The sequence below is a fragment of the Saccharopolyspora shandongensis genome, assembly GCF_900106995.1.
GTDB lineage: Bacteria > Actinomycetota > Actinomycetes > Mycobacteriales > Pseudonocardiaceae > Saccharopolyspora > Saccharopolyspora shandongensis.
In genome coordinates this window covers 1-23,591 of sequence record NZ_FNOK01000010.1, presented here as the reverse complement: position 1 = coordinate 23,591, position 23,591 = coordinate 1, and the positions used below count along the sequence as shown (strand labels likewise).

The window sequence follows — 23,591 nt, the reverse complement described above, 5'->3', positions numbered from 1 at the left end:
CCGCAGCGCAGCTCTGCCTAGGGGGTCGCACCTCCTCACAGCTTCAGCCTGTTCGGTGTGCGGGTGCAGGAGGCGCTGCTTCGGCTCAGCTGTTCTTCAATCCTCCTGTCGCGTCGGTACCGGGGTGCCGTTGCGCAGTTCCGGTTCTCGGAGGCGGAAGATCGCTTCGAACTCGCGCATTCGTGCTGCTCGGTACTCCGCGACTCCTTCGGAGTCGTAGTGGTAGAAGCCGGTGCCGTCCTGCAGGCCTCGGCGGTTGGTCGACATGTTCTCCTCGATCACGTCCGGCGGTTGGAAGCGCTCGCCGAGCTGTGCCGCCAGGTAGCGGGACGCGTAGTAGAGGATGTCGCCGCCGCCCCAGTCGATGAACTCCAGCGGGCCGAGCACCGAGAAGCGCGGGCCGAGCCCGGCTCGAACCGCCAGGTCGATGTCCGCGGCGCTGGCCACGCCCTCCTCGACCATGCGGGCGGCCTCGTTCATCACCAGCGCCTGCAACCGCGGCACGATGTAGCCCGCCGAGACCCCGCACACCACCGGAACCTTGCCGATGCGCTCGAGCAGTCCGGTCAGCGTCGACACCGCGTCCGGGTCGGTGTCGTCGCTGCGGCTGACCTCGATCAAGGGCATCACGTCGGCGGGGTTGAGCCAGTGGGCGTTGACCACCCGGCCCGGCCGGGTGGTCAGCTCGGCGATCTCGGTGACCAGGAACGTCGAGGTAGTCGACGCGATCACCGCGAACTCGCCAACCTGGGCGCAGACCCAGGCCAGCACGTCCCGCTTCACCTCGATGACCTCCGGCACCGCCTCGAACACCACGGCCGCGTCGGCAAGCCGCGCCGATTCCCGGCCGCACACCGTCAATCCCGCCAGCGCCGCGTCGTCGCCGAGCTTGGCGCGCAACTGCTCCGCCAAGCGCTCGCGGACGCGTTCGCAGTAGGCGCGGCGCTCGTCGTCGGTGCGATCCTTGACATCGGCCAACACCACCGGCAGGCCCGCCGCCAAGCAGGCCAGCGCGATGCCCTCGCCCATCCGGCCGGCACCGACCACCGCGATCTCGTCGGTCACGACTTGAACCCCTCCCCCAGCAGCTGCGCCAGATCGTCCCTGGACAGCTCCGCCAATCCCAGGCTCTCCAGCGTGCGTCCCTCGGCGTAGAGGTCGCGGCCGGTCACCGCCGAGGCGATGCTCAGCAGGCCGTGCGCGACCGGGGTCGGCACGCCCGCCCAGCGGCCGACCGACACCAGCAGGGACAGGCCCAGCCTGGTGTCCTCCAGCATGTAGCGGTGGCTGAGCAAGTCGATCTTCTCCCGCCAGTCACCGCTGTCGGTCAGCTTCTCGTGCGCGGCGCGACCGTACATCCACTCCTCGCCGTCGGTGGCGTAGTGGTCGGCCAGCGGGAAGTGCGGGGCGCGATAGCCGAGCGCCTCGCGCAGCGCGATGCGCTCGGCGTCCAGCGCGTCGGTGACCCGGCGGATCGACTGCTGGGTGCCTTCGTTGTGGATGTCCCAGGCGTCGAAGTGCTCCAACGGCCCGGCGTTCATCATGATCAGCGGCGGGTGGATGATCGGCCCTGCGTTCATCAAGGCCCCGCTGAGCCCGTCCTCCGCGATCTCGACGCTCGGGTAGGCCTCGCGCAGCACGCCGAACGCCTTGTCCGCCAGCCGGCTCGGGAACACCCCCGTCGGCAGGCGAGTCGCGTATCCGCTGATCACCACCTCGGTGCTGCCGTGTTTGCGGGCCAGGTACGGCAGCGTGCCCGTTTCAGCGAACGCGACATCGGCGAAGTTGCCCGCGTCGACCATCGCCTTGCCGAACAACACGGAACCGAGAGTTCCCGGCGGCAGGAAGACCACCTGGCCATCAGCGAGCAGCGGGGCCAGCCGCTCGGCCAAGTCCTGGTGGGTGGTCGAGGGTAGCGGGATGACGATCAGCGCGGCGTCGCGCACCGCCTCACCGAGGTCGGTGACCGGCCGGATCGCGCCGCTGGCGTCGCCCACCGGCACCTGCCGGGTGCCGCCGTGGTCGCGGATGGTGATGGCACCTGCCTCGCTGAGGGCCTGGTGCGCCTCAGCGTCGCGTCGCCACCACCGCACGTCGTGCCCGTGCTCGGCGAGTTCCGCCACTGCGGCCCAGCAACCGTGCCCGCCTCCAAGGACTGCGATTCTCAACTCGTCGAACCCTTCTCGTGTCGGAATTCAGCCGGCCGGCACCGTCTCGCGCTGCTCAGCTAGCAGCTTTTCACGCGAGAGGCTGTGCCGGAAGTGCTTGCAACCGCGCCACAGGAGCAGGACGGTCACCACCGACGCAAGGCCGTAGACAATGGACAGCGACGAGCCGACCATCTTCTCGTCCCCGAAGACCCGGTCGGTGACCAGCGCGACCAGGGCCGTGCCCAGCGCGAGGCCGATCAGGTTCGAAATCAGCAGGAACATCGCCGACACCTGGGCCCGCATCTGGTTGGGGCTGAGCACCTGCATGGCGGCGGTGGAGGCGGGCATCGGGAACGAGGCGAAGAACATCGCCACCGCCAGCAGCACCAGCGACGCCCACAGGTTCCCCACCTGCGTGAACGCGATGACCGGGACCGTCATGCCCACCGCGCCGATCACCCCGGCGCGCATCGCGGCATCCGTGTGCCCGCGCTTGGCCAGCAGGTCGATCAACCAGCCGCCGAAGAGCACCCCGCTGCCGTTGGCCAACAGTACGACGGCCCCCAGCAGATAGCCGGCCTCGGTGGGAGTCAGCCCGAAAGCGCGGATGTAGAACGCCGGGGTCCACGCCATCATCCCCAACAGCACGAGGGCGTAGAGCGAGAATCCCAGGTAGTGCATCGCGAAGGTCTTGCGGTGGCTCCACAGGAACGCGAACACGTTGCGCAGCGCGACTTTCTGAACACCACCGTCGGCGGTGTGCTTGAGGCCCTTGCGGCCCGGGTCGCGCACTGTCAGGAACACCAGCAACGCCAGCAGCAGTCCGGGCAGCCCGACGATCAGGAACGTCAGCTGCCAGGCACGCACCTCGCCGACCAGCGGCAGCGCGACGGTGTCGACCGACTTGAGCAGGTTGATGACGTAGCCGCCGATGATGAACGCGGCGGCGCCGCCGATGAACGACCCCAGCGAGTAGATGCCGTAGGCCCGTCCGAGCTTGTTCTTCGGGAACATGTCGCTGAACATCGAATACGCCGCGGGCGACAACGCGGCTTCCCCGACGCCCACCCCGATCCGGGCCAGGAACATGTGCACGAATCCCTTGCTGAGGCCGGAAAGAGCGGTGGCCACGCTCCAGAACGCGATGCCGATGGAGATGATCAGCGGTCGGGATCGCTTGTCGGCGAGGAGTGCGATCGGCAACCCCATGAACGAGTACAGCAGGGAGAACGCCAGCCCGTTGAGCAGGCTGAACTGGGTGTCGGTGAGGTTCAGGTCGCGTTTGATCGGTTCGATCATCAGCGACAGGATCTGCCGGTCGACGAAGGAGAAGACATAGGCGATCATGCAGACCGCCACCACGTACCACTGGTACCGGTACGATTTCCGCGCCTCGGGCAACAATTCGTCGGTCATCGGCAAACGCCCTCTGCAATTCAGTGGTGTTGTCAGGCCGGCCGGACTCGGCGAACGACCGAGCCGGCGAACATCGGCGTGCCGGGAACGCTAATTTCGCGTGACCTCGGCAACAACTAGTGCTTCCCTTCCCGGGAGTTGGGAATTTCCTGAGGTGGATAAGGAAATCCCCTACTCCGATGCGGGTGCCGATGTCCGGCTGCGTGGAGGTTCGACACGTCGCATCCGACCGGACTGGCCGGTGCCGGTGCCGATGCCGACGCCCCCGGCCTGCGTGGCGCGCCGCACCAGACCGACGCGGCGCGCAGCCCGACGAACCCCGCGGAGGCGCCCCAACCGGAACCCCGGCAGGACAGGTGGCACAGCTAAAGGCCCCTGGCTCAGCCGATACCGGAGAGCAGAAGGCGTGTAGTCGGCGGGCAAGTCCGCCTCGGACACATATACCCCATGAGACCGTGGTGAGCGTACTTCGGATCGATCACCACGGTCGTTCGCGTCTTTCGCCTGCAGTGGCGTGCGCACGGCGTTGATCGACCGCCAGGTTCACCCTCGAGAACTTCGAGGACGGCCATGCCCGCCTCGCCTCAAGGCAAGCGATCGGCTCCATCGTCGAGGTAGGCCAGCAGGAACGCCAGGCGAGACCGTCGTAGCTGGCGTCGGCCACCAACAGGATGTCCGGGTCCCTTGGCTGCCAATGCCCTGCAGCGATCAGCCGGGTCACCACCCCACGGACCTGCCCTGCGGTGACGGTCGCGGCGTCATCCCCGGGCGCCAGCCGCACCGCGTCCAGCGGCGCGGTCCCTGAGCTGCGCCCGGTCTCCAGCGCGACGATCACCGAAAGGGCAACGCGGTGAGCGGTGGTGCAGGCGACCTGCGGCAACCAGGTCTGGGACAACCGGGACCGAAAAACCCAGACACACGGCATGTGGATCAGCGACCGCGGCCTGGCCGATGGGGCGGCTGGGGGCGGATCGATAGCGGTGGTGGTCTGGTCTGCGCGCCTTCGCAGGTGCTCGGCGGGGGGGTAGCCGGTCGGGGGCCCGCGTTGGCAGGCCCCCGAGCCGGGTCAGCGCAGCGCCTCCCTCAACACCCGGCCCTGCGCACCGGTTGGGGCCGGTACGCCGAGCAGCTCGGAGATCGTGGGTGCGACGTCCACGTGACTGGGGACAACCCGGGCGTTGGGACGTACGCCGGCGCCAGCGATCAGGAAGGTGGTCTGCAGTTCGGTTGTGGACCCGTGTCGCCCGGCGGGTGCGGCCGGCGGGTTGGGATCGACCGTCCAGCCGGGCTTCGGCTCGACGAGCAGCTCGCCAATGGCCGGGCTCATCCGCATCATGCGTTGCTCGGGCTTGCCGAACACCGCCCGTACTTGCGGGAGCTTTTCGATGTTGGCGCGGATGCGGGCGATGGCGCCCGGGTCGGCGGCGGCACCGCGCATGTGCAGGCTGCCGTTGCCACCCACCACGATCGCCACGTCGGTGTCGGCCGCGGGCGACGCGCCGCTGCCGAGGAACTCGCCCTTGAACCCGGCCTCGGCGATAGCGGTCAGTACGTCGTTGCCGAACGCCTTGTCGAACGTCGTCATGCCGTGGTCGCCGACGATGAGGAATGCGGTCCGGCCGTAGGTGCCGGCGTCCTTGGTCGCCTGCACGATCCGGCCGAGCTGGCGATCCATCTCGGCCATCTGGACGGCGAGCTGCGGGTCGTCAGCGCCCACCTGGTGACCCAGCGCGTCCAGGTCATTGCAGTAGACGGCGGTGAAGTCCGGGATCTCAGGCACCGTCACCGGCGTGCCGTTGGAGATCACCGGCCGTCCGGCCATCAGGTCCGTGAACTGGTCGACCCGCTTGTCGCAGGTGCCGCCGGGCTGCGTGTAGAGCGCCTTCGGATCGCCGTACGTCGTGCCGTAGTTCTGCAGGATGAACCACTGGATCGAGGCAACAGTGCGACCCTGCGCACCCAGCGACTGAGCCAGCGTCTCCGCCGCCATGGCTCGGCTCTGGCCCGTCGCCACGTTGGTCGCGGCGTCGTACACGTACGCGGTGTTCAGGTGGCGTTCGGGGAAGGCGCCGGTAGCCAGCGACGCCATGGATGGGCTGGTGATCGTTTGCATGACACCGGTGCTGTCCGTGATGGCACCGTGACGGGCGAGTGCGTCCAGGTTGGGCGTCGCCACCCGGTGCCGGTACTCGGAATCGAAACCGTCCCAGACGACGAGTACGACGTGGTCGGCGCGAGGGCCGGCGGAGCCGTGCCCGATGGCCGGGGTTGGGGTGACCGCCAAGGTAATCGCCGCTGCCGCGGCTACCGCGCAGGCGAGGGCCCGTCGGAGACGCATATCAACCTCCCGTTGTTAGGCGTCCATCGGGGCGGAAGGCTGCCATGATCGCTTGGCCGGTCGTCGTGATCGAGTGGAACAGGTCATGATCTGCGTGGAAACGCTCGGCGACGTCCGCGATTTCGCGAAGGCGTCGGTATCGGCCGCCGGCTGACGGATGGATATGAAATCGCCCAGGCCCACGGCCTGGACGGGGATGTGCCGGGCGAGCGTCAGACCGGGGTCAGTTGGGGTTGTTGGCGTGGATGAGCGTCTTCCACGAGCCAACGTCACCTCCTGTCTCGTGACGCCGAGACGCTGCGCGCAGTTGGAGCGGCCACCTTCGTACCGCCCCACTGTTGTGCCCCGTTGACCGTTGCCAAGCAACGGGACGGATCCATATACTCCCATTTAGTGAGCATAATGCTCACTATTTGAGCATACCGTGCTCATTCGTCCCGGACGAGGGCCGCACCGAAGGACATTCAATGGCGAATTCCACCACCGACAGCGTCACAGCCGCCGACCAAGCGGGCGCGCGACCCGCGCAGTCGCACGCCAAAGTCATCCGCGCCGCCATCCTGGGCACCGTCGTCGAGTACTACGACTTCGGCATCTACGGCTACATGGCGACCATGGTCAGCGCCCACTTCTTCGTCCAGGACGATCCGACCGCGGCGCTGCTCGGCACCTTCGCCGCGTTCGCCGTGGCGTTCTTCCTCCGCGTGCCGGGCGGGATCTTCTTCGGCCACATCGGCGACAAGTACGGCCGCAAGAAGGCGCTGACCTGGACGATCCTGCTGATGGCGGTGGCCACCGCGCTGATGGGGCTGCTGCCCACCTACGCCACGCTCGGCGTCTGGGCGACCGCGCTGCTGACGCTCTCACGCTGCTTGCAGGGTTTCGCCGCCGGCGGTGAGCTCGGCGGCGCCAACTCGTTCGTCTCCGAGCACGCCCCGCCCAAGTGGCGCGCCTTCCAGACATCGATGGTCAACTCCGGCACCTACATCGGATCGCTGTGCGCATCCCTGATGGCGCTCGTGCTGACCACGGGGCTGTCGGCCGAGCAGATCGCGGCCTGGGGCTGGCGAATCCCGTTCCTGCTGAGCCTGGTCATCGGCGTGGTCGGGCTGTGGATCCGCAACTCGCTGGATGAGACCGAGCAGTTCGCGGACGTCCAGGAGCAGAGCGAGGTCGTGAAGGTCCCGCTGTTCGCGGTGCTTTCGACCGCGTGGCGGCAAGTCCTCACCATCATCCTGCTCGGCGCGGTGATCACCGGCGGCTACTACATCGCCTCGGTCTACGCCGCGACCTACCTGCAGACCGCCGGGCAGCGCTCACCGCAGTTCGCCTTCGCCGCGACCTGCATCGCGATGGTCCTGGGCGTGATCACCCTGCCGATCTCGGGCTACCTCGGTGACCGGATCGGGCGCAAACCGGTGTTCATCGCCGGTTCCGCGGCCGGGGCGCTGCTCGGGGTGCCGATGTTCATGCTGATGGCCGACGGCCCAGCGCCGCTGGCGATCCTGGGCCCGGCCGTGCTGTTCATCTGCGTCTCGGTGGTCAACGGCGTCTCGTTCGCCACGTACGCCGAGATGCTGCGGGCCCGCTTCCGGTACAGCGGAATCGCGTTGGGCAACAACGTGACCAACATGCTGCTCGGCGGCACCGCGCCGTTCCTCGCGACGCTGCTGGTGAGTTCGACCGGCAACAAGCTCGCCCCGGCCGGGTACTTCGTCGCCTGCGCCCTGATCAGCCTCGTCACCTCCTTCTTCCTCAAGGAGACCAAGGGAAGGGAACTCGCACTATGACAGCCAGGTTTCGCGATCGCCGGATCGTGGTGACCGGCGCCGGAAGCGGCATGGGCCGGGCGGAGGCGCTCGGCCTCGCCCGGGAAGGCGCCGATGTGCTGGTCGCCGACATCGATCTGGCTGCCGCCCGCGCCGTCGCCGACGAAATCACCGCGGCGGGCGGCACCGGCCGGGCTCACCACCTCGACGTAGCCGACCCCGACGCGTGGCGAGGACTCGCGACGGCGCTCGACGGGAAGCCGTTGCACGGCCTGGTGAACAACGCCGGTGTGAGCTTCCGGAAGGGCATCGCCGAGACGTCGGTCGACGACTGGCGCCGGGTCATGGACATCAACCTGTCCAGCGTCTTCTTCGGCATGAAGTTCCTCTCCGGCCCGCTGGCGCGAGCCGGGGGCGCGTCGGTGGTCAACGTGTCCTCGATCGCCGGGATGGTCGGCTACTTCTCCGCCTCCTACGGGGCGAGCAAGTGGGGCGTGCGTGGACTGTCCAAAGTGGGCTCCCTGGAATTCGCGACCAAGGGCGTCCGGGTGAACTCCGTCCACCCGGGGCTGGTCGACACTCCCCTGCTGCATTCCGGTGACCACCGGTTCGTCGACGAAAGCCTCCGATCCGTGCCCGCCGGCCGGGTGGCCGCGCCCGAGGAGATCGCCGAGGCGGTCGCCTTCCTGCTCTCCGACGAGGCGTCCTACATCAACGGCACCGAGCTCGTCGTCGACGGCGGCCTGGTGTCCGGCGGCACCTACCACCGCATCACCACCGCCCTCGCCGAGGGCGCCTCATGACCGGCACACTGCTCGAAATCCTGAACCTGCTGGGAAAACAGGCCCACGCCATCGACGGCGGGGCGGCCCGGCAGTGGGCCGAGACCTTCACCCCCGATGGCGTGTTCCGCTCCCCCACCTATCCCGAGCCCGTCCGCGGACGGGAAGCGCTCACCGAGTTCGCCGCCGCCTTCGCCGCGAACAACCCCCGAGCCCACCACGTCGTCACCAACGTCTGCATCGACCGCGAGATCAGCGCGGACGAGTGCCACGTCAAGGCCAACCTGCTCATCGTGCGGACCACGAGCTCCGGCGCGGTGGCCATCGACCGGGTCACCACCATCGACGACAGCTTCGTCCGCCACGGCGGGCTCTGGCGGATCGCCGAGCGGGTAGTCACCCGCGACTGAATCGCCTCTTCCTGCGAACACTTGGAGAATCCCCCATGACGGCACCGAACGACCAGGCCAACCCGACGCGCGCGGACGACAGCCCCATCTCCGCGAGCTACCCCGAACTCGTCGGCAAGGTCGCCGTCGTGACCGGTGCCGGTCGCGGCATGGGCGCGGTCTTCGCCACCGAGCTCGCGCGGCGCGGCATCAACGTGGTGGCCGGTGACCTCACCGGCGCGCCCGAGGTCGCCAAGCAGGTCAACGGGCAGATCACCGACGGCGGGCGGGTCGTCGGCCACCGCGCCGACGTCACCGACCCCGCCGGTCACGACGGCCTGCTGCGCGCCGGGCTCGACGAGTTCGGTCGAGTCGACTTCTGGGTCAACAACGCAGGGATCTTCCCGCAGGCCGAGTTCACCGAGATCCCTCCGGAGCAGCTCACCTCCACCTACCAGGTCAACGTCAACGGCGTCGTCTACGGCGCGCAGACCGCCGCCAGGCACATGCGCGAACACGGCGGCGGCGCGATCGTCAACATGGCCTCGGTGGCCGGAGTCCGGGTGCGCGCCACCCGCGCGGCCTACAACTCGTCCAAGGCCGCCGTGCGGCACCTGACCAGCTGCATGGCCGTGGAACTGGGCTCGGACAACATCCGGGTCAACGCGATCGCGCCCGGCTTCGTCGACACCGAGATGACGCGGTGGGTGCGGGAGGACCCGGCGGCGCTCGACCGCGCGCTCAGCACCGTGCCGCTGCACCGGGTCGGCGCGCCCATCGAGGTCTTCGGTGCCCTGTACTTCCTGCTGTCCGACAGCGCGCGGTACATCACCGGCGCGGTGATCCCGGTCGACGGCGGCTCCCAACACATCTGAGAGGGCCTGTCTTCGAACTCGTTTTGCGTGGCGGTGCAAGCCAATGCACGGCGGCTGGGCCGTCCTCGCCGGGAGAACCCCGGAGGGGTGGGCACCGTGAACCCGCGGCGGTGCAAGCGCCGAGGGTGGGCTATGCGCCTGCGGCGCATCAAAACAGAAGATCACAACCAAGATCAAAGACAGGCGCTGAGGTAGATCCATGGGTTACGACTACGACCTCGTCGTCATCGGTGCCGGGGGCGCCGGGCTGGCGGCGGCGGTATCGGCGGCGCAGCACGGGCTGCGGGTGCTGGTGCTGGAATCCGAGGCCGAGATCGGCGGGTCGACGCAGCTCTCCGCCGGGATGCTGACCGCCGCGGCCACCGGCGTGCAGCGGGCGCTGGGCGTCGAGGACTCGCCGGAACGCATGTTCCAGCACTACATGGACCTCAACCAGTGGCGCGTGCTGCCCGGCCCGACGCGGATGTTCTGCGAGCAGTCGGGCACGCTCATCGATTGGCTGCTCGACCTCGGCGTCGAGATCCCCGCCCAGCTGTCCCGCAACGCGCACATGCCCGGGTTGACCCGCGCCGGCGTCGAGGACGTCTGGCGCGGCCACGTGCCGAAGGACCAGGGGTACGGGCTCGTCCAGGCCCTGGACCGCGCCCGCCGACGGCTCAAGGTCGATCTTGCGCTCGGCAGCCGCGCCACCGACCTGCTCCGCGACGGGCCGGCGGTGCGCGGGGTGGTCGTCGACGGCGCGGAGGTCACCGCGCCTTCCGTCGTCGTGGCCTGCGGTGGGCTGGCGCAGAACCCCGAACTGGTGCGGGAGTACTTCCCGGACGCCGGCATCGCCGGCGACAGCCTGTTCGTCGTCGCCGCCCCCGGCAGCCGGGGCGATCACATCGCGCTGGCCGAGCGGCACGACCTGTCGCTGTTCGGACACGGCTGGGGTCTGCTGCTGGTCACCGCCGAGTTCCAGCGGTTCCACCACTGGCAGAGCGGTTTCCCGCCGGCGTCCCGGATCCACGTCAACGCCGACGGCCACCGGTGCATGGACGAGGACGCCCCGTATGCGGTCAGTCCCGGAATCCTCAAGGACCACGGCGGATTCGTCTGGGCGGTCTTCGACGAAGCGGCCCGCACCGGGCTACCGCCCGGTTACGCCGACTGGGCCGCGGACCGGGTCCTCGAAGAGGTCGGCAAAGGCGTCGTCCGGCGCGCCGACACGCTGCCCGAGCTCGCCGAGCGGATCGGCGTGCCGGCCGCCAACCTCATCCGGAGCGTCGAGCGGTTCAACGCGCTGTTCGAACGGGGCTACGACGAGGACTTCCTCCGGCACGAGTCGTTGGCCGCCAAGCAGGTCGACCCCCGGCTGCCACCGGTGGAAACCGGTCCGTTCTACGCGGTCCGGATGCTCCCTGCGGAGCTGGTGTGCACGCACACCGGCCTGCGCATCGACAGCCGCGCCCGCGTGCTCGACACCGGCGGCCGCGTCGTTCCGGGGTTGTACGCGGCAGGCGAGGCGGCCGGGGGAATCCTCGGGGAACGCTACGTGGGCGGCGGGAATTCCGTGGCCCACGCCCTAGTGCTCGGTCGGCTCGCCGGGCAGGAAGCAGCACAACGGCTCAACGACGCAGGGAGCGCCGCATGACCACATCGGACGATCGGGTCGCCATCGAGCAGGTGCTCTACCGCTACGCGAGGGCGGTGGACCGGCTCGACTACGACGGCATCCGGGACTGCTACTTCCCCGATGCCATCGACGACCACGGCGGCTACCACGGGCCGGTGAGCGGACTGATCGAGGACATCCGGCGGCGGCACACCACGATCGACTCGTCCCAGCACTTCATCAGCAACGTGCTCATCGACTTCACCGGCGACGACTCGGCCGAGGTCGAGTCGTACTGCCTCTGCTACCTCAGACAGGCTCCGGTCGACGGCACGACCGAGCAGGAACTGGCCACCATCCGATGCCGCTACGTAGACCGGTTCGAACGGCGCAGCGGCCAGTGGCGCATCGCCGACCGGGTCGTCGTCTTCGACGAGTTCCGCACACAAACCATCACCGACAGCCTCAACCCCGGCTGGGTCCGCTCCAGGAGGGACGGCACTGATCCGGTCTACCGGCAGTGATTCTGCAGCGTCAGCGCACCCGCGAGCGTGAGGCGAACAGCTGCGCGCTCACCTCGCGGGCTGCCTCCACCACCCGCGGCGCCACCTGCTCGATCGCAGCGGGATCGACCAGCGACACACCGATGCTGACCTCCGACATCGTCGGCGGTGTTTCCACCGGCACCGAAACCCCGATGACTCCTGGGATCACGTGACCGGTGGAAACGGCGTAGCCCTGCTCGCGGGCCGCCACCACCTCGGCCGGGTCGTCATCGCGGGATGGGCGGCCCGCCAAGATCGCAATACCGCCTGAGCCACGGTCTATCGAGTGGCGCTGACCTGTCCGGAAGGCGATGTGCGCCGCGGCAAGCCTCGGCTCGACCACCAGCACCGCTTGTACCTCGGCATCGCTGACCGGCACCATCAGGTGCGCCGTCGCATCGACGGCGTCGGCGAGCCCCGCCATGATCGGGTAGGCCAAGCCGCGCAGATCACTGTCCACCGCGGACGCCAACTCCACGAGACCGTAGGCCAGGTGGTACCGCTTGTCCTCGGTCCGCCGGACCAGGTTGTGCGCGGCAAGCGCCTCCAGCATCCGGTGCAGCGCATTGCGGTTGAGCCTCAACGAGCGCGCCATTTCGGTCAGCGTCTCGCCATCCGGCCGTCGGGCGAGGTGCCACAGGACCCGGATTCCCCTGTCGAGAGTCTGGGCCCCCGAAACCGAGGATCCTCGGTTGTCTTCCACGCTCATCCGCCGCCTTGCCGATCGCACTTCCCACGCAATCCTATCCAACCGGCGACAACCACGCGAAGACCAGCTCAGCCACCGAAGACACGCTGGAAGACGAACTCGCCGCCATCCTGGACTACCTGGTGGCGAGCGTCGATACCGACGTTGCCGAGGCACTGCACCATGCGCTCGGCGCCGCGTAGCTGCCCCGGTGAAGATCGCTCGATGGGGTGCGGTCGCCGTGGATGCGGTCGCGGCTGCCGTGGCGACGGCGATCATGCTCGTCGCGTCGACGGTCTCCAACGATCGGCCTGGCCGGCCGATCGGAAATTGACGCCGAGAACGGCGCGTCTGGGTGCCGGCCCTAGGCAGGACCGGCACCCAATCCGACACCGGCCGACGAGAGTCGGCCATTGTGGACGGACATTCGGCCGGCCGGCCGCGCTCCGCCGCGAAACCTCATCCCGCGGTCGGCGGTGACGCGGCCGCCGGCCCGCGCGTCAGCCGAAGGCGCAGGTGACCGACGGCGCCGCGTCGGTGCCACCCGCGTTGCAGACCAGCGTGTGGTCCGCCTCCAGCGGGGCGTAGCCGATCACCGGCTTGCCGTTCACGAAGAACTCGACGGTCGTGAAGCCCTCGGCTTCCAGGTCGCGCACCGAGTTCGGCTCCATGGTGGACGAGAAACCGTCGCCGTTGACGTTGAGCACGCGGTACTCCAGCGGGTAGCCAGCCGAGTGAATCTGCAGCTCAGGAGTGTCCGCCGCGGGCGCAGCAGACGCAGCACCGCCGAATCCGACGAGCGCCGCCGCAGCCAGCAGTCCGGCGATGATCCCGGTCTTGTTCATGATCCCTACCTCCACAAAACTACTCCACTAGTTATCTAGTGGAATGACACAAGGCTAGCACGGTCCACGCCCGGTCACCACGCACCGGATCGCGAGAAAGTTGATCTGCATCGCACCGACGACGGCCCGCCGCGGGCGCACGATTCGGCCTGAGAGCACAAAAAAACTCCGCCGACCCGGTATCTCGGGACGACGGAGCTTCGGAACGGTGTCAGGCGGTTTCGCGACTGGCGCGGAGGTAGTTCGTCACGAGCCCTTCGAGATCGGGCGGCTGCGCCTCCCAGCCGGGCGCGAGCGAGCCAGGGGCCCGGACCAGCATGCGCTGCTGCCGCCCGGCCCGGCTCGTGCGGATCACCGTGCCGGTGATCGAGGTTCCGTCGTCGACGGGGCCGACGATGTCGCTGTGCTCATCGAGGATCTCCTCGATGTCGCCCTCCAGCAGTACACGCCCCTCGTGCAGCAGCAAGAGGTGATCGCAGACGTCCCGCAGGTCCGCCAGCAGATGCGAGGACAGCACGACCGTCATCCCGCGATCGGCGACGTCCGTCATCACCAGCCGGAGGACGTCCTCGCGGGCCAGCACGTCGAGGTCCGCCAGCGGCTCGTCGAGCAGCAGCAGCTTCGGCAGCCGTCCCAGGCTGAGCGCGAGCGCGAGCTGCGTGCGCGTTCCCTGGGACAACGAGCTGACGCGGGCGTCGCAGTCCAGTTCGGTGGCCTCCAGCGCTTCCTCCACGCGGTCGCGCGACCACCGCTGGTTCATGGCACCGGCCGCCCGGATCATCTCCCCGACGGTGAAGTCCTTGTACAGCGGGCGATGCTGCGGCAGATACGCCGCCTCCGGGTGCAAACGGCCGCGCACCTCGTCCCCGAACACCCGGACCGTCCCGGCCGAGGGCCGCACCAGCCCGGCGGCCAGCGCGAGGAACGTGCTCTTGCCTGCGCCGTTCGAACCGACCAGCCCGACCACCTTGCCCTCGGGCAAATCGACCGCGCAGTCCTGGAGCGCCCGGCGGCCGCCGTAGTTCTTGGACAGTCCAATGGTGCTCAGCGCGCTCATGATGCGTGGGGTCCTTCGGGGTGAAAGTGCTCATCGCGGACGGCCGCGTACAGCGCGTCGACCTCGTCGATCACGAGGCCGCCGCTCTTGGCGCGGCTCATCCAGTCTGCCAGTTCGCGCCGCAGCGGGGCCTCGGCGGCGGTTTGGTCGCTCGCCAGCGAACGCGTCACGAAGGTGCCGACCCCGCGCCGCGCCTCGACCAGGCCGTCTCGCTCCAGTTCGCGGTAGGCCTTGAGCACCGTGTTCGGATTGACCGCCGTCGCCTCCACCACCTCACGCGCGGTGGGCAGCCGGTCGCCAGGGCCCAGCAGGCCCAGCCGCATGGCCTGTTTGACCTGCTGGATGATCTGGACGTACGTGGAGACCCCGGAGCGACGGTCGATCCGGAACTCGATCATACCGTTCAGCATAAGCGCCGCGGCTTTCCCGAGCGTGTGACCGGGGAGAGCCGGCTCAATGCTGTCGCCGCAACGTCCACGAGCGGGCGACATCACCCGAATAGGGCGTCGTGCGGGAAGCGGTCATCCGGACGGCGATCGCTGGGCACCCACTGGGCTCCGGGAGAATGCAGGCATGGTTGAGCAGAGCATGTGGATGCAGAAGGTCACCGCCGACCCCGAGCACTCCACCTGGTACATCGAACGCTTCCGTTCCATGGCTCGCGCCGGCGACGACCTCGCCGGGGAAGCCCGCCTCGTGGACGCCATGGTGCCGCGCCACGCCCGCATCCTCGACGCCGGCTGCGGCCCCGGCCGAGTCGGCGGCCTGCTGGCCGAAGCCGGCCACGACGTCGTCGGCGTCGACGTCGACCCGGTCCTGATCGAGGCCGCCGAGCAAGACCACCCGGGGCCGCTCTGGATGGTTGGCGACCTGGCCGAACTCGACCTTCCCAACCGGGGCATCACCGAACCGTTCGACGCGATCGTCTGCGCCGGGAACGTGATGACCTTCCTCGCACCGACCACGCGCGGTGCTGTGCTGAAACGGCTCCGTGCGCACCTCGCGCCGGGCGGCCGGGTCGCGATCGGCTTCGGCGCCGGCCGCGGCTACGAGTTCACCGACTTCTTCGAGGACGCGGCGGCAGCAGAACTCGAACCCGACCTGCTGCTGTCCACTTGGGACCTGCGTCCGTTCGCCGACGACTCGAGCTTCCTCGTGGCCCTCCTCCGCGGACGATGAGCGCCGGACCAACCGAACCCAGATGGGTGCCGGTGAGTCCCAGGGAGTCGCGCACGAAGTCCGCCAAGGAGGTGCGAGCGGGTACCGAACGTTGGTAACGCACACCGTTGACGGTGACGTCGATCGGTGTTTCAGACACGCCGCTCTCCTCCCTGCTCGCCGCTCAAGCGTTGCCGGGCGTCCGAACCCGCACTCGTGATGCAGTAGGCCGCCAGCCGGCGTCTGTAGTCCGCCCGGTCCACCGGCTCCAGCTCCGAGGTGAGATCGTGAGCCAGCGCCGACCAGGATTCCGGGTCGCCGTCATCAAGGGTGCGCTCGAAGAGCAGGGGCCTATCGGCAACGCCGAACAGCACCAGCCGCAACCGGCCTCAGCCCGCTGACCTTTCAGAAGCAGGTACGCCTGCAGCATGCGCGAGTGCTCCTGGCCGCAGGAGATCAGACGGCGACGCAGGTAGCCCAGAAAGTCGGCTACGCGACATCCGCCCAGTTCACGCGGGAGTACACGAGGTTCTACGGGATGCCGCCGGTGCGCCACGCGGCAAAGCTGCGGAAGCCGACGGCCGGCTAGACACCTGTATCTCCTTGCCCGTGTCCAGGTCATGCTCCTTCGAGATCGGCAGGTGACGCCTCGTCGTGACGGAGGTGCGCGCTCGACCTCGGCTCGCAGGGCGGCCGCGCGAAGGGATCGGGTGGCGAGGCTCAGGCTGTGCGGTGGGGAGATGCCGTTCGTTCGTGGCTCTTGTCCGGTTGCAGGGCTGCGTCGTCGGACGTCGCCTGCTGGAGTTCCAGCAGGGCGGCGGCGGGATCGCGGAACAGGGCGGGGTTGCGTTCCCAGTGCGCCAGTTCGACCTGGGTCAGGTTGCGCACCACGATCACCTCGTCCACCTTGACCAGCAGCACCGAGCCGATCTGCACGACGGCGCGCGGGGTGTCTTTCAGCGACTGGATCAGGCCCGCCACGGCCGCTCCCTGGGCGGCGTCGACCTCGGCCTGCTGCCGGTCCAGCACGCGCAGTTCCAACGCCCTGCTGAGCTTGAGGAACTGCTCCTCCTTGGTCGGCAGCGCGCCCGAGTTCTTCAATCGGATCAGGAACTCGCCGAACCACGACCCGACCTCGGGAGTGAAAGCGTGGCCGAATTCCAGGCCGAAGGCTTCGAGCACCCGTTCCGCCGCGGCCTGCACGTCCCGGTGGCCTTGCTCTTCGCTCAGGTAGATCCGGCCGGGAACCCAGTGCCAGCCGACGGATTCGACGTCGGGTTCCGGCCGGGCGAGAGAGGCTGTGCGGTCGGCGCACCGGGCCCGGGCCGAGGCCACGTCCGGCTCGATCTGGAAGACCCTGGTCAAGCCCGTTACCCGGAAGATCTTGAGGATCCGCTCGGCGCTGCACACCAGGACCAGGGCGCCGTCGTGGGCTCGCACCCGCTTCAGGCCGCCGACCAGCACGCTGAGCCCCGTGCTGTCCAGGAACTCCACCCCGGTCAGATCCACGATCAGCCGGTGCTCGCCGTCGTTGACGGCGTCGGTCAGCCGGTTCCGCAGAAGTGGCGCGGTGTAGACGTCGAGCTCACCGGTCACCTCGATCAAGGTGATTCCACCGGGCAGCGTGGTGTTGGTCAGTCCCAGCTCCATCGGCACCTCCTGATCGACTGCCCCGAGTATGCCAACGCGAGCGGGCCATAGGTCGCCGGTCGAGGATTCTCGGTCACCGTGCCGGTGCCGGCGGGGTGCGTTCGGCGTTGCGGGCCAGTGCGGCCGCCTCGCCCCGCGAGGCGACGTCGAGCTTGCGGAGCACACCGGTGACGTGGAATTTGACGGTGCTTTCCGCGACGCCGAGCTCGTCGGCGATGGCTTTGTTGCGCTTGCCCTGGGCGAGCAGGCGCAGGACTTCGTGCTCCCTGGTGTTGAGGCTGGTCAGTCGCGGCTCGCCGGAGTGCGTGGCGGGCGAGTCGAGCGGGAGAGCGATGTTGGCCCGGCTGCCCCAGCCCGGGACGGCGTCGAGGTCGACAGCGGCGCCCAGCGTCCGTGCCCGGCCTGCCAGCTCGCGCGACAACGTGCTCACGTCCAGCTCTCCGGCTTCCTGATCACGCACGTCGATCAGCAGCGAGCCACCGTCGCAACTCCACGCGATACGCAGCCGGGCCAACCGGGGCTGCGCGGCGAAGGCCAGCACGACCGTCCTCGTCATCGCGCGCGCCGCATAGGCGACTTCCCCCGGCAACGGTCGCGCAGTCTTGCCGGGCGCGATGAACTCCAGGCACACCTCATGGTGCTTCAGCAGCTGCCGGATGTTCTTGCGCAGCTTGGTGAACGCGGCCGAAGCGGGTTCTTCCGACAACGACAGATCCGATTCTTGCGCGGACCGCAAGGCGACCAGCGCTGCCGAGGCCGTCTCGGTCGCGGTGAGCCGAGCACGCCGGTCATCGAGTCCGGCGGAGCGCAGTGCGGTCAGAATGGACAACAGCGTGCTTTCGTGCGCGGCGACCATTTCCGTGATCGTGCGCGCCCGCTCGCTTGAGGCGGCCCGTGATTCGGCGAGGTAATCCGGGCTGGCCTGAGCTACCTGCTGCCTGATCGAGGTCGCGACGATGCCGAAGAACCCCGCCAGCTCGTCTGCTTCCGGCAATCGCTTCCGTGGCGTGCGGGGCACCAGCACGAGCAGCGTGTCAACCGGATCCAGCACCACCCACACCGCACGCGTCACGCCGCCGATCATGGCGTTCGCCGCGACGGGGGTGCCGGGGTCGGCACGGGCCTTGAGCTGGTCGAGTTCGTCGATGGTGACGCGGTTGATCATCTCGGCGTCCCCCGCGACCTTGCGTGGACGGCCCGTGCATTCCCGGGTGAAGATGACGAGGGCGCTGTGCGGCCACCGGGTGGACAGGAAACGGGAGAACCGGCCGGCGATCCCGTGCAGCGGGCCGTCGACGACCTCTCGCAAACCGCGCAGGCGGTCCGGGCGCGGGGACTTCGGGTCGACCATTCCAGCGAGTCTAGGCTGTCCGTCCGCTAGCCGGAAGTCGAGGTTTTACCCGCCTTTCGACCAGGTCGTCCAACGGCGTCGCGCGGTTAGGGTCGCGAACGGCATGCGCTGATGCGCATGCTTTTCCGCCGACAGACAAGGAAGAAAGCCCACATGCCACAGCAGGTGCGCGGGGTGATCGCCCGTTCGAAGCAGGCCCCGGTCGAGCTGACCGATATCGTGATCCCCGACCCCGGTCCCGGCGAGGTCGTGGTCGACATCGCGGCGTGCGGCGTGTGCCACACGGACCTGACCTACCGCGAGGGCGGGATCAACGACGAGTTCCCGTTCCTGCTCGGGCACGAGGCCGCGGGCACCGTCGAAATGGTCGGCGAAGGCGTCGAATCCGTGCGGCCGGGCGACTTCGTGATCCTGAACTGGCGGGCGGTCTGCGGCCAGTGCCGTGCCTGCAAACGCGGGCGACCGCAGTACTGCTTCGACACCTACAACGCCGAACAGCCGATGACGCTCACCGACGGCACCGAGCTCACCCCGGCGCTCGGGATCGGCGCGTTCGCCGACAAGACGCTCGTGCACGCCGGGCAATGCACCAAGGTCGACTCCGCCGCCGATCCGGCCGTCGCGGGGCTGCTCGGCTGCGGGGTCATGGCCGGACTGGGCGCGGCGGTCAACACCGGCATGGTCGGCCGCGGCGACTCGGTCGCGGTCATCGGCTGCGGCGGTGTCGGCGACGCCGCCATCGCCGGTGCCCGCTTGGCCGGCGCGGGCACGATCATCGCGGTCGACCGGGACGAGAAGAAACTCGACTGGGCCCGCGAACTGGGCGCCACCCACGTGATCAACGCCTCCGACATCGACGCGGTCGAAGCGATCGCGGAACTGACCGGCGGGTTCGGCGCCGACGTCGTGATCGACGCGGTGGGCCGCCCCGAGACCTGGAAGCAGGCCTTCTACGCACGTGATCTCGCCGGCACCGTCGTGCTCGTCGGCGTGCCCACGCCGGACATGCGGCTGGAAATGCCTTTGCTGGACTTCTTCGCCCGCGGCGGCGCCCTGAAGTCGTCGTGGTACGGCGACTGCCTGCCCGAGCGCGACTTCCCGATGCTGATCGACCTGTACCTGCAGGGCAGGCTGCCGCTGGAGAAGTTCGTGACCGAACGCATCGGCCTCGACGAGGTCGAGAAAGCCTTCCACACCATGCACTCCGGCGAAGTCCTGCGCTCGGTGGTGATCCTGTGAACCTGCGGATCGACCACGTCGTCACCACCGGCGTCTTCGAACTCGACGGCGGGACCTGGGAGGTGGACAACAACATCTGGCTCGTCGGCGACGACACCGACGTCGTCGTCATCGACGCGGCCCACGACAGCAAGCCGATCATCGAGGCTGTGGGCGGTCGCAATGTCGTCGCCATCGTCTGCACGCACGGGCACAACGACCACGTCACCGTCGCCCCGCAGTTGGGCGAGCAGCTGCACGCTCCGGTCCTGCTACACCCCGGCGACCGCGAGCTGTGGGAGATGACCCACCCGGGCCAGTCGTTCCGGCAAGCGAGCGACGAGGAACGGATCGCCGTCGCGGGAACGGAACTCGAGGTGCTCCACACGCCGGGACATTCGCCCGGTTCGATCTGCCTGCACCTGCCCGAAGCCAAGGCCCTGTTCTCCGGGGACACCCTCTTCTCCGGCGGTCCGGGCGCCACCGGCCGCTCGTTCTCCGACTTCCCGACCATCATCGGCTCGATCCGGGAACGCGTGTTCGCCCTGCCCGAGGACACCCGCGTGCACACCGGCCACGGCGACGGCACCACCATCGGCACCGAAGCACCGCACCTGGCCGACTGGATCGCCCGCGGCTACTGACGGACCGGCCCGCGTGGCCGGTTCAGTCGCCGAAACCCCGGCCACGCAGGTAATCCACCAGCATCGCCTGCGACCCGCGGATGTGGTCGCGCATCGCCGTGCGCGCCCGCGCGGCCCGTCCGCGGGTGATGTGCTCCAGGACGACCGCGTGCTCCTCGACGTAGAGCGCCCGCAAGGTCTCCGGCGACCGGACGGCAAGCCGCACGGTGTCCTTCGGGAAGTAGCGGTGCAGGTCCTGGATCATCCCGCCGAGCCGCTGGTTCCCCCCGGCGTCGTGGACGATGCCGTGGAAGGTGTCGTTGAACCGGCGCAGCCGCTCGCCCGCCTCGGTCTCCTCGGGGTCGCCGAGTTGCACGACGGCGAGCGGCACGACCTCGGCCAGCGCCTCGTGCGCCTTTTCCAGCTTCGCGAGCATCTCGGGGTCGCGTGAACGGGCCGCCAGTTCGGCGGCGAACCCTTCGAGCTCCGCCCGCACCTGGTAGACGTCGTTGAGCTCGCGCAGGGTCGGCACCTTGACCATGGCGCCCCGGTTCGGCACCAGTTCGACCAGGTTCATCGCCTGCAGCTTGCGCAGCGCCTCGCGCGCCGGCGTGCGGCTGACCCCGAAACGCCCGCAGATCTCGTCCTGCTGCAGGTGTCCCCCGCGGGGGTACCGCCCGTCGAGGATCTCGCGTTCCAGGATGTGCGCGATCTGGTCGGCGTAGCTGCTCGGCGCCCGCAGCGTGTCCGCGGCCTCGCTCATTTCGTCCTCACACCGGAAATTCTAGGACAGCCGGGGCGGCTCCGGTTCGGCTACCTCGGTCTTGACAACCACTGCGCACTCAGATTGTATCCATGGATACACGAACATTGGATACACGAATACGGAGGGCGACATGGTCGACGTGCGCAACGTCAGGGGCGGCAGTGGCCTCGATCCGATCAGGGCCGAACTCGACGAGTTGCTCGACTCGGTCCAGGTGGCCACGGCCCAGGCGACCGAAGCCTTCTTCGCCAGCTACGACGAGGACCCCGACCCGGCCCGGCTGGCCTCGTGGCTGATCCCCCGCTGCTGGCGCGAGATCGACTACGTCTACCTCCTCAACGAGGAGATCCGGCGTTACGGGATGCAGTTCGAACGGCGGCACATCACGTTGCTGGCCAAGCAGTCCTTCCAGGAGGCCGAGCACTACGACATGGTCGGCAAGGCGATCGAGTCCCTCGGCGGCGAGGTGCCCACGACCGTTCCCGCCGAAGCCGAGCCGTGGAGCCGGTTCCTCTGGGAATGCCTCGACCGCCACCCGCTGTCCGCGGTCGCGGCGTGGAATCTGTCGGAGACGTCGGCGTCGGGAAGCTTCGAGCCGACCTTCCGCGGCGCGGAACGACACGGCCTCGACGAGGTCACCCGGATCTACAAGCAGATCGAGAAGGACGAGAAGTTCCACGTCGGCCTGGGCCTGCAGATGATGGCGACCTACGTGCACACCGACGAGGACCGCGACGAGATCCTGCGGGCCATGCGCGGCATGCGCGACATCGCCTGGCGCACGTTCAGCCCCGAGTCCGTCGCGGCCGGCCGCGACACCTGATCGGCCGCCGGAGATGATCGCTCAGGAAATCGACGTCTGGCGCACTGTCGTGGTCGAGGCCACGGACAGCCGCGCCGATGACGTGGTGGCGCTGACCCTGCGCGACCCCGAGGGGCAGCACCTTCCGGCCTGGGAGCCGGGAGCGCACATCGACGTGGATCTCGGCCCGGGGCTGATCCGGCAGTATTCGCTGTGCGGCGATCCGCGGACCGCCGACCGGTGGCGGATCGCCGTCCTGCGGGAACCACGCGGGCGCGGTGGATCCGCCCGGATCCACGACCACGTCCGCGTGGGCGACCGGCTCCGGGTCCGCGGGCCGCGCAACCGGTTCCCGCTCGCCGACGCCGAGAGGTACTTCCTCGTCGCCGGCGGAATCGGGATCACCCCGATCCTGGCTATGGCGACGAAGGTGGCCGCGCTCGGCCGGCCGTGGACCTTGCTCTACGGCGGGCGGACGCGATCCTCGATGGCGTTCCTCGACGAGCTGACCGCCCTTCCGGGAGGCGAGCTGATCGTCGTGCCGCAGGACGAGTTCGGCCTTCCCGATCTCGACCGCTACCTGGCGGTGCCCGCGGACGGAACGGTGGTCTACTGCTGTGGCCCCGGGCCCATGCTGTCAGCTGTGGAAGAGGCCTGCGGAGCGTGGCCGCCGGGGACACTGCACCGCGAGCGCTTCTCGGCGGAGGTTCCTCAGCCCGACGCGGATTCCGGGTCGTTCGAGGTGGTGCTCAAGCGCAGTGGCCTACGGCTGGCGGTCCCCGAGCACGAGCCGTTGCTCGACGTTCTCGAGGCCTCGGGCATCGAGCTCGACAACTCGTGCCGGGCGGGGATCTGCGGCACCTGCGCCGTCGGGGTGGTCTCGGGAGAGCCGGACCACCGCGACGACGTGCTGACCGACGAGGAGCGGGAACGCGGCGAGATCATGCTGCCGTGCGTGTCCCGGTCACGGGGCCGCGTGCTGGTGCTCGACCTCTGACCTTTCCCATGCAGCGTTCAGCGCCACAGCAGGTACGGCGCTGAACGCTGCCTTCATCCGGTCACTTCTCTTGCCACGCACACCAGATTCGCACTCTTGCCCCTGGCGCCCGTGCCGTTCACTTCCCCGCAGTCGCCGATCCTGTCCGGTGAGCAGGTCAGCGTGGCCCTCCGTGCGCGGAGCGGACGCCCCAGGTTGGTGTTCGGCGGCGGTCATAGCTGGTCGAGCAGGAGTTTTGCTCAGGTGCTCCGGCTGATCGGAGTCGTACGGAGCTGCCTGGCGTTGGGCGGGAACCTGCCCGCCTCGCCCTGCGTCGCACCTGGCGTGATCAACAAGCTGGCCGAACGCATCGGCTCCTGGCGCTCCGTCCACGCGAACTCCGATAGCGCCGAGACGGACTCGCTGGTGTTGGAGTGCGCCCGCTTGCTGGCCGGTGATCCCGGTGGCGAACAAGCTCCGCTGTGGACCTTCGGGTTGGCGGCGATGTCGGAGTACGTCGCCTGGCGGCCCGGCGACGGTGTCGCGGACGCCGTGGTGGACGCGCTGCTGGCCGCCGACCGGGCATTGCGGGACCGGCC

The 23,591-nt window shown here is 68.9% G+C and carries 27 protein-coding genes; 14 read left to right on the top strand and 13 right to left on the bottom strand.

Annotation, left to right across the window (positions count from 1 at the left end; translation table 11 throughout):
• Nucleotides 1-96: 96 nt before the first annotated feature.
• From BLW84_RS13000 to BLW84_RS12980, 5 genes are all read right to left on the bottom strand, one after another.
• Nucleotides 97-1,065: a 3-hydroxyacyl-CoA dehydrogenase NAD-binding domain-containing protein gene (locus BLW84_RS13000; RefSeq protein WP_093265292.1), complete on the bottom strand. Its 969-nt coding sequence runs from the start codon at nucleotides 1,063-1,065 to the stop codon at nucleotides 97-99.
• Entirely contained in the window at nucleotides 1,062-2,168 is a 1,107-nt protein-coding gene (locus BLW84_RS12995; RefSeq protein WP_093265290.1) for an NAD/NADP-dependent octopine/nopaline dehydrogenase family protein, read from the bottom strand. Before BLW84_RS12995 ends, BLW84_RS13000 begins: the two co-directional genes overlap by 4 nt.
• Nucleotides 2,169-2,195: 27 nt before the next feature.
• Nucleotides 2,196-3,566 (bottom strand): spinster family MFS transporter, encoded by a 1,371-nt coding sequence (locus tag BLW84_RS12990; protein WP_177226435.1) that lies wholly within the window; start codon nucleotides 3,564-3,566, stop codon nucleotides 2,196-2,198.
• Between the two features lie 478 nt (nucleotides 3,567-4,044).
• A complete protein-coding gene (locus tag BLW84_RS49025) occupies nucleotides 4,045-4,461 on the bottom strand; it encodes a transposase (RefSeq protein WP_245761116.1) in 417 nt (138 codons plus the stop codon).
• A gap of 171 nt (nucleotides 4,462-4,632) precedes the next feature.
• The gene (locus BLW84_RS12980) at nucleotides 4,633-5,904 is read right to left on the bottom strand and encodes an alkaline phosphatase family protein (RefSeq protein ID WP_093265289.1); all 1,272 of its coding nucleotides are present in this window, start codon (nucleotides 5,902-5,904) and stop codon (nucleotides 4,633-4,635) included.
• 467 nt (nucleotides 5,905-6,371) lie between these two features.
• Between BLW84_RS12980 and BLW84_RS12975 the strand changes: the two genes are divergently transcribed.
• The 6 genes from BLW84_RS12975 to BLW84_RS12950 all read left to right on the top strand — a co-directional run bounded on the left by BLW84_RS12975 (nucleotide 6,372) and on the right by BLW84_RS12950 (nucleotide 11,837).
• Nucleotides 6,372-7,694, top strand: a complete 1,323-nt coding sequence (locus BLW84_RS12975; protein ID WP_093265287.1) for an MFS transporter — start codon at nucleotides 6,372-6,374, stop codon at nucleotides 7,692-7,694.
• On the top strand, nucleotides 7,691-8,476 hold the full coding sequence (locus BLW84_RS12970; protein WP_093265286.1) for an SDR family NAD(P)-dependent oxidoreductase: 786 nt from the start codon (nucleotides 7,691-7,693) through the stop codon (nucleotides 8,474-8,476). The genes BLW84_RS12975 and BLW84_RS12970 overlap by 4 nt, the downstream gene beginning before the upstream one ends.
• Nucleotides 8,473-8,865 carry a nuclear transport factor 2 family protein gene (locus BLW84_RS12965; protein ID WP_093265284.1) on the top strand — a complete coding sequence of 131 codons (393 nt, stop codon included), beginning with the start codon at nucleotides 8,473-8,475 and terminating at the stop codon, nucleotides 8,863-8,865. The genes BLW84_RS12970 and BLW84_RS12965 overlap by 4 nt, the downstream gene beginning before the upstream one ends.
• Nucleotides 8,866-8,900: 35 nt before the next feature.
• On the top strand, nucleotides 8,901-9,719 hold the full coding sequence (locus tag BLW84_RS12960; RefSeq protein WP_093265283.1) for an SDR family NAD(P)-dependent oxidoreductase: 819 nt from the start codon (nucleotides 8,901-8,903) through the stop codon (nucleotides 9,717-9,719).
• A gap of 199 nt (nucleotides 9,720-9,918) precedes the next feature.
• Complete coding sequence (locus tag BLW84_RS12955) at nucleotides 9,919-11,352, top strand: FAD-dependent oxidoreductase (protein ID WP_093265281.1); 1,434 nt, start codon at nucleotides 9,919-9,921, stop codon at nucleotides 11,350-11,352.
• Nucleotides 11,349-11,837, top strand: a complete 489-nt coding sequence (locus tag BLW84_RS12950) for a nuclear transport factor 2 family protein (protein WP_093265280.1) — start codon at nucleotides 11,349-11,351, stop codon at nucleotides 11,835-11,837. Before BLW84_RS12955 ends, BLW84_RS12950 begins: the two co-directional genes overlap by 4 nt.
• 10 nt (nucleotides 11,838-11,847) lie before the next feature.
• On the opposite strand, the gene BLW84_RS47415 is transcribed toward BLW84_RS12950, so the two are convergent.
• Entirely contained in the window at nucleotides 11,848-12,567 is a 720-nt protein-coding gene (locus BLW84_RS47415; protein ID WP_177226434.1) for an IclR family transcriptional regulator, read from the bottom strand.
• A gap of 8 nt (nucleotides 12,568-12,575) precedes the next feature.
• On the opposite strand from BLW84_RS47415, the gene BLW84_RS47410 reads away from it, so the two are divergent.
• Complete coding sequence (locus BLW84_RS47410; protein WP_177226433.1) at nucleotides 12,576-12,749, top strand: hypothetical protein; 174 nt, start codon at nucleotides 12,576-12,578, stop codon at nucleotides 12,747-12,749.
• Between the two features lie 297 nt (nucleotides 12,750-13,046).
• On the opposite strand, the gene BLW84_RS12940 is transcribed toward BLW84_RS47410, so the two are convergent.
• From BLW84_RS12940 to BLW84_RS12930, 3 genes are all read right to left on the bottom strand, one after another.
• Nucleotides 13,047-13,391 carry a hypothetical protein gene (locus BLW84_RS12940; RefSeq protein WP_093265277.1) on the bottom strand — a complete coding sequence of 115 codons (345 nt, stop codon included), beginning with the start codon at nucleotides 13,389-13,391 and terminating at the stop codon, nucleotides 13,047-13,049.
• A 211-nt stretch (nucleotides 13,392-13,602) separates the two neighbouring features.
• Nucleotides 13,603-14,448, bottom strand: coding sequence for an ABC transporter ATP-binding protein (locus BLW84_RS12935; RefSeq protein WP_093265275.1), 846 nt, complete (start codon nucleotides 14,446-14,448; stop codon nucleotides 13,603-13,605).
• Entirely contained in the window at nucleotides 14,445-14,846 is a 402-nt protein-coding gene (locus BLW84_RS12930; RefSeq protein ID WP_218157304.1) for a GntR family transcriptional regulator, read from the bottom strand. Before BLW84_RS12930 ends, BLW84_RS12935 begins: the two co-directional genes overlap by 4 nt.
• A gap of 175 nt (nucleotides 14,847-15,021) precedes the next feature.
• On the opposite strand from BLW84_RS12930, the gene BLW84_RS12925 reads away from it, so the two are divergent.
• Nucleotides 15,022-15,627, top strand: a complete 606-nt coding sequence (locus BLW84_RS12925) for a class I SAM-dependent methyltransferase (RefSeq protein ID WP_093265272.1) — start codon at nucleotides 15,022-15,024, stop codon at nucleotides 15,625-15,627.
• Between the two features lie 131 nt (nucleotides 15,628-15,758).
• Here the strand turns inward: BLW84_RS12925 and BLW84_RS12915 are convergent, their stop codons facing one another.
• Nucleotides 15,759-15,989 (bottom strand): hypothetical protein, encoded by a 231-nt coding sequence (locus BLW84_RS12915; RefSeq protein ID WP_093265271.1) that lies wholly within the window; start codon nucleotides 15,987-15,989, stop codon nucleotides 15,759-15,761.
• Between BLW84_RS12915 and BLW84_RS50290 the strand changes: the two genes are divergently transcribed.
• Entirely contained in the window at nucleotides 15,914-16,195 is a 282-nt protein-coding gene (locus tag BLW84_RS50290; protein WP_093265269.1) for a helix-turn-helix domain-containing protein, read from the top strand. The genes BLW84_RS12915 and BLW84_RS50290 overlap by 76 nt on opposite strands.
• A gap of 131 nt (nucleotides 16,196-16,326) precedes the next feature.
• Here the strand turns inward: BLW84_RS50290 and BLW84_RS49875 are convergent, their stop codons facing one another.
• Together BLW84_RS49875 and BLW84_RS12900 are read right to left on the bottom strand one after the other, a co-directional pair.
• Nucleotides 16,327-17,256 carry an STAS domain-containing protein gene (locus tag BLW84_RS49875; RefSeq protein ID WP_093265268.1) on the bottom strand — a complete coding sequence of 310 codons (930 nt, stop codon included), beginning with the start codon at nucleotides 17,254-17,256 and terminating at the stop codon, nucleotides 16,327-16,329.
• A 73-nt stretch (nucleotides 17,257-17,329) separates the two neighbouring features.
• On the bottom strand, nucleotides 17,330-18,607 hold the full coding sequence (locus BLW84_RS12900) for a helix-turn-helix transcriptional regulator (RefSeq protein ID WP_093265266.1): 1,278 nt from the start codon (nucleotides 18,605-18,607) through the stop codon (nucleotides 17,330-17,332).
• Nucleotides 18,608-18,760: 153 nt separating this feature from the next.
• Between BLW84_RS12900 and BLW84_RS12895 the strand changes: the two genes are divergently transcribed.
• Nucleotides 18,761-19,846: an S-(hydroxymethyl)mycothiol dehydrogenase gene (locus BLW84_RS12895; protein WP_093265265.1), complete on the top strand. Its 1,086-nt coding sequence runs from the start codon at nucleotides 18,761-18,763 to the stop codon at nucleotides 19,844-19,846.
• Nucleotides 19,843-20,469, top strand: a complete 627-nt coding sequence (locus BLW84_RS12890) for an MBL fold metallo-hydrolase (protein ID WP_093265263.1) — start codon at nucleotides 19,843-19,845, stop codon at nucleotides 20,467-20,469. The genes BLW84_RS12895 and BLW84_RS12890 overlap by 4 nt, the downstream gene beginning before the upstream one ends.
• 22 nt (nucleotides 20,470-20,491) lie before the next feature.
• On the opposite strand, the gene BLW84_RS12885 is transcribed toward BLW84_RS12890, so the two are convergent.
• Nucleotides 20,492-21,211 carry a GntR family transcriptional regulator gene (locus BLW84_RS12885; RefSeq protein ID WP_093265262.1) on the bottom strand — a complete coding sequence of 240 codons (720 nt, stop codon included), beginning with the start codon at nucleotides 21,209-21,211 and terminating at the stop codon, nucleotides 20,492-20,494.
• A 133-nt stretch (nucleotides 21,212-21,344) separates the two neighbouring features.
• Between BLW84_RS12885 and BLW84_RS12880 the strand changes: the two genes are divergently transcribed.
• The 3 genes from BLW84_RS12880 to BLW84_RS12870 form a co-directional block, all read left to right on the top strand.
• The gene (locus BLW84_RS12880) at nucleotides 21,345-22,037 is read left to right on the top strand and encodes a hypothetical protein (protein ID WP_093265260.1); all 693 of its coding nucleotides are present in this window, start codon (nucleotides 21,345-21,347) and stop codon (nucleotides 22,035-22,037) included.
• 13 nt (nucleotides 22,038-22,050) lie between these two features.
• Nucleotides 22,051-23,013: a PDR/VanB family oxidoreductase gene (locus BLW84_RS12875; protein ID WP_093265259.1), complete on the top strand. Its 963-nt coding sequence runs from the start codon at nucleotides 22,051-22,053 to the stop codon at nucleotides 23,011-23,013.
• A gap of 243 nt (nucleotides 23,014-23,256) precedes the next feature.
• Nucleotides 23,257-23,591 (top strand): hypothetical protein (locus tag BLW84_RS12870; RefSeq protein ID WP_218157303.1); only part of this gene is annotated, 335 nt, incomplete at its 3' end.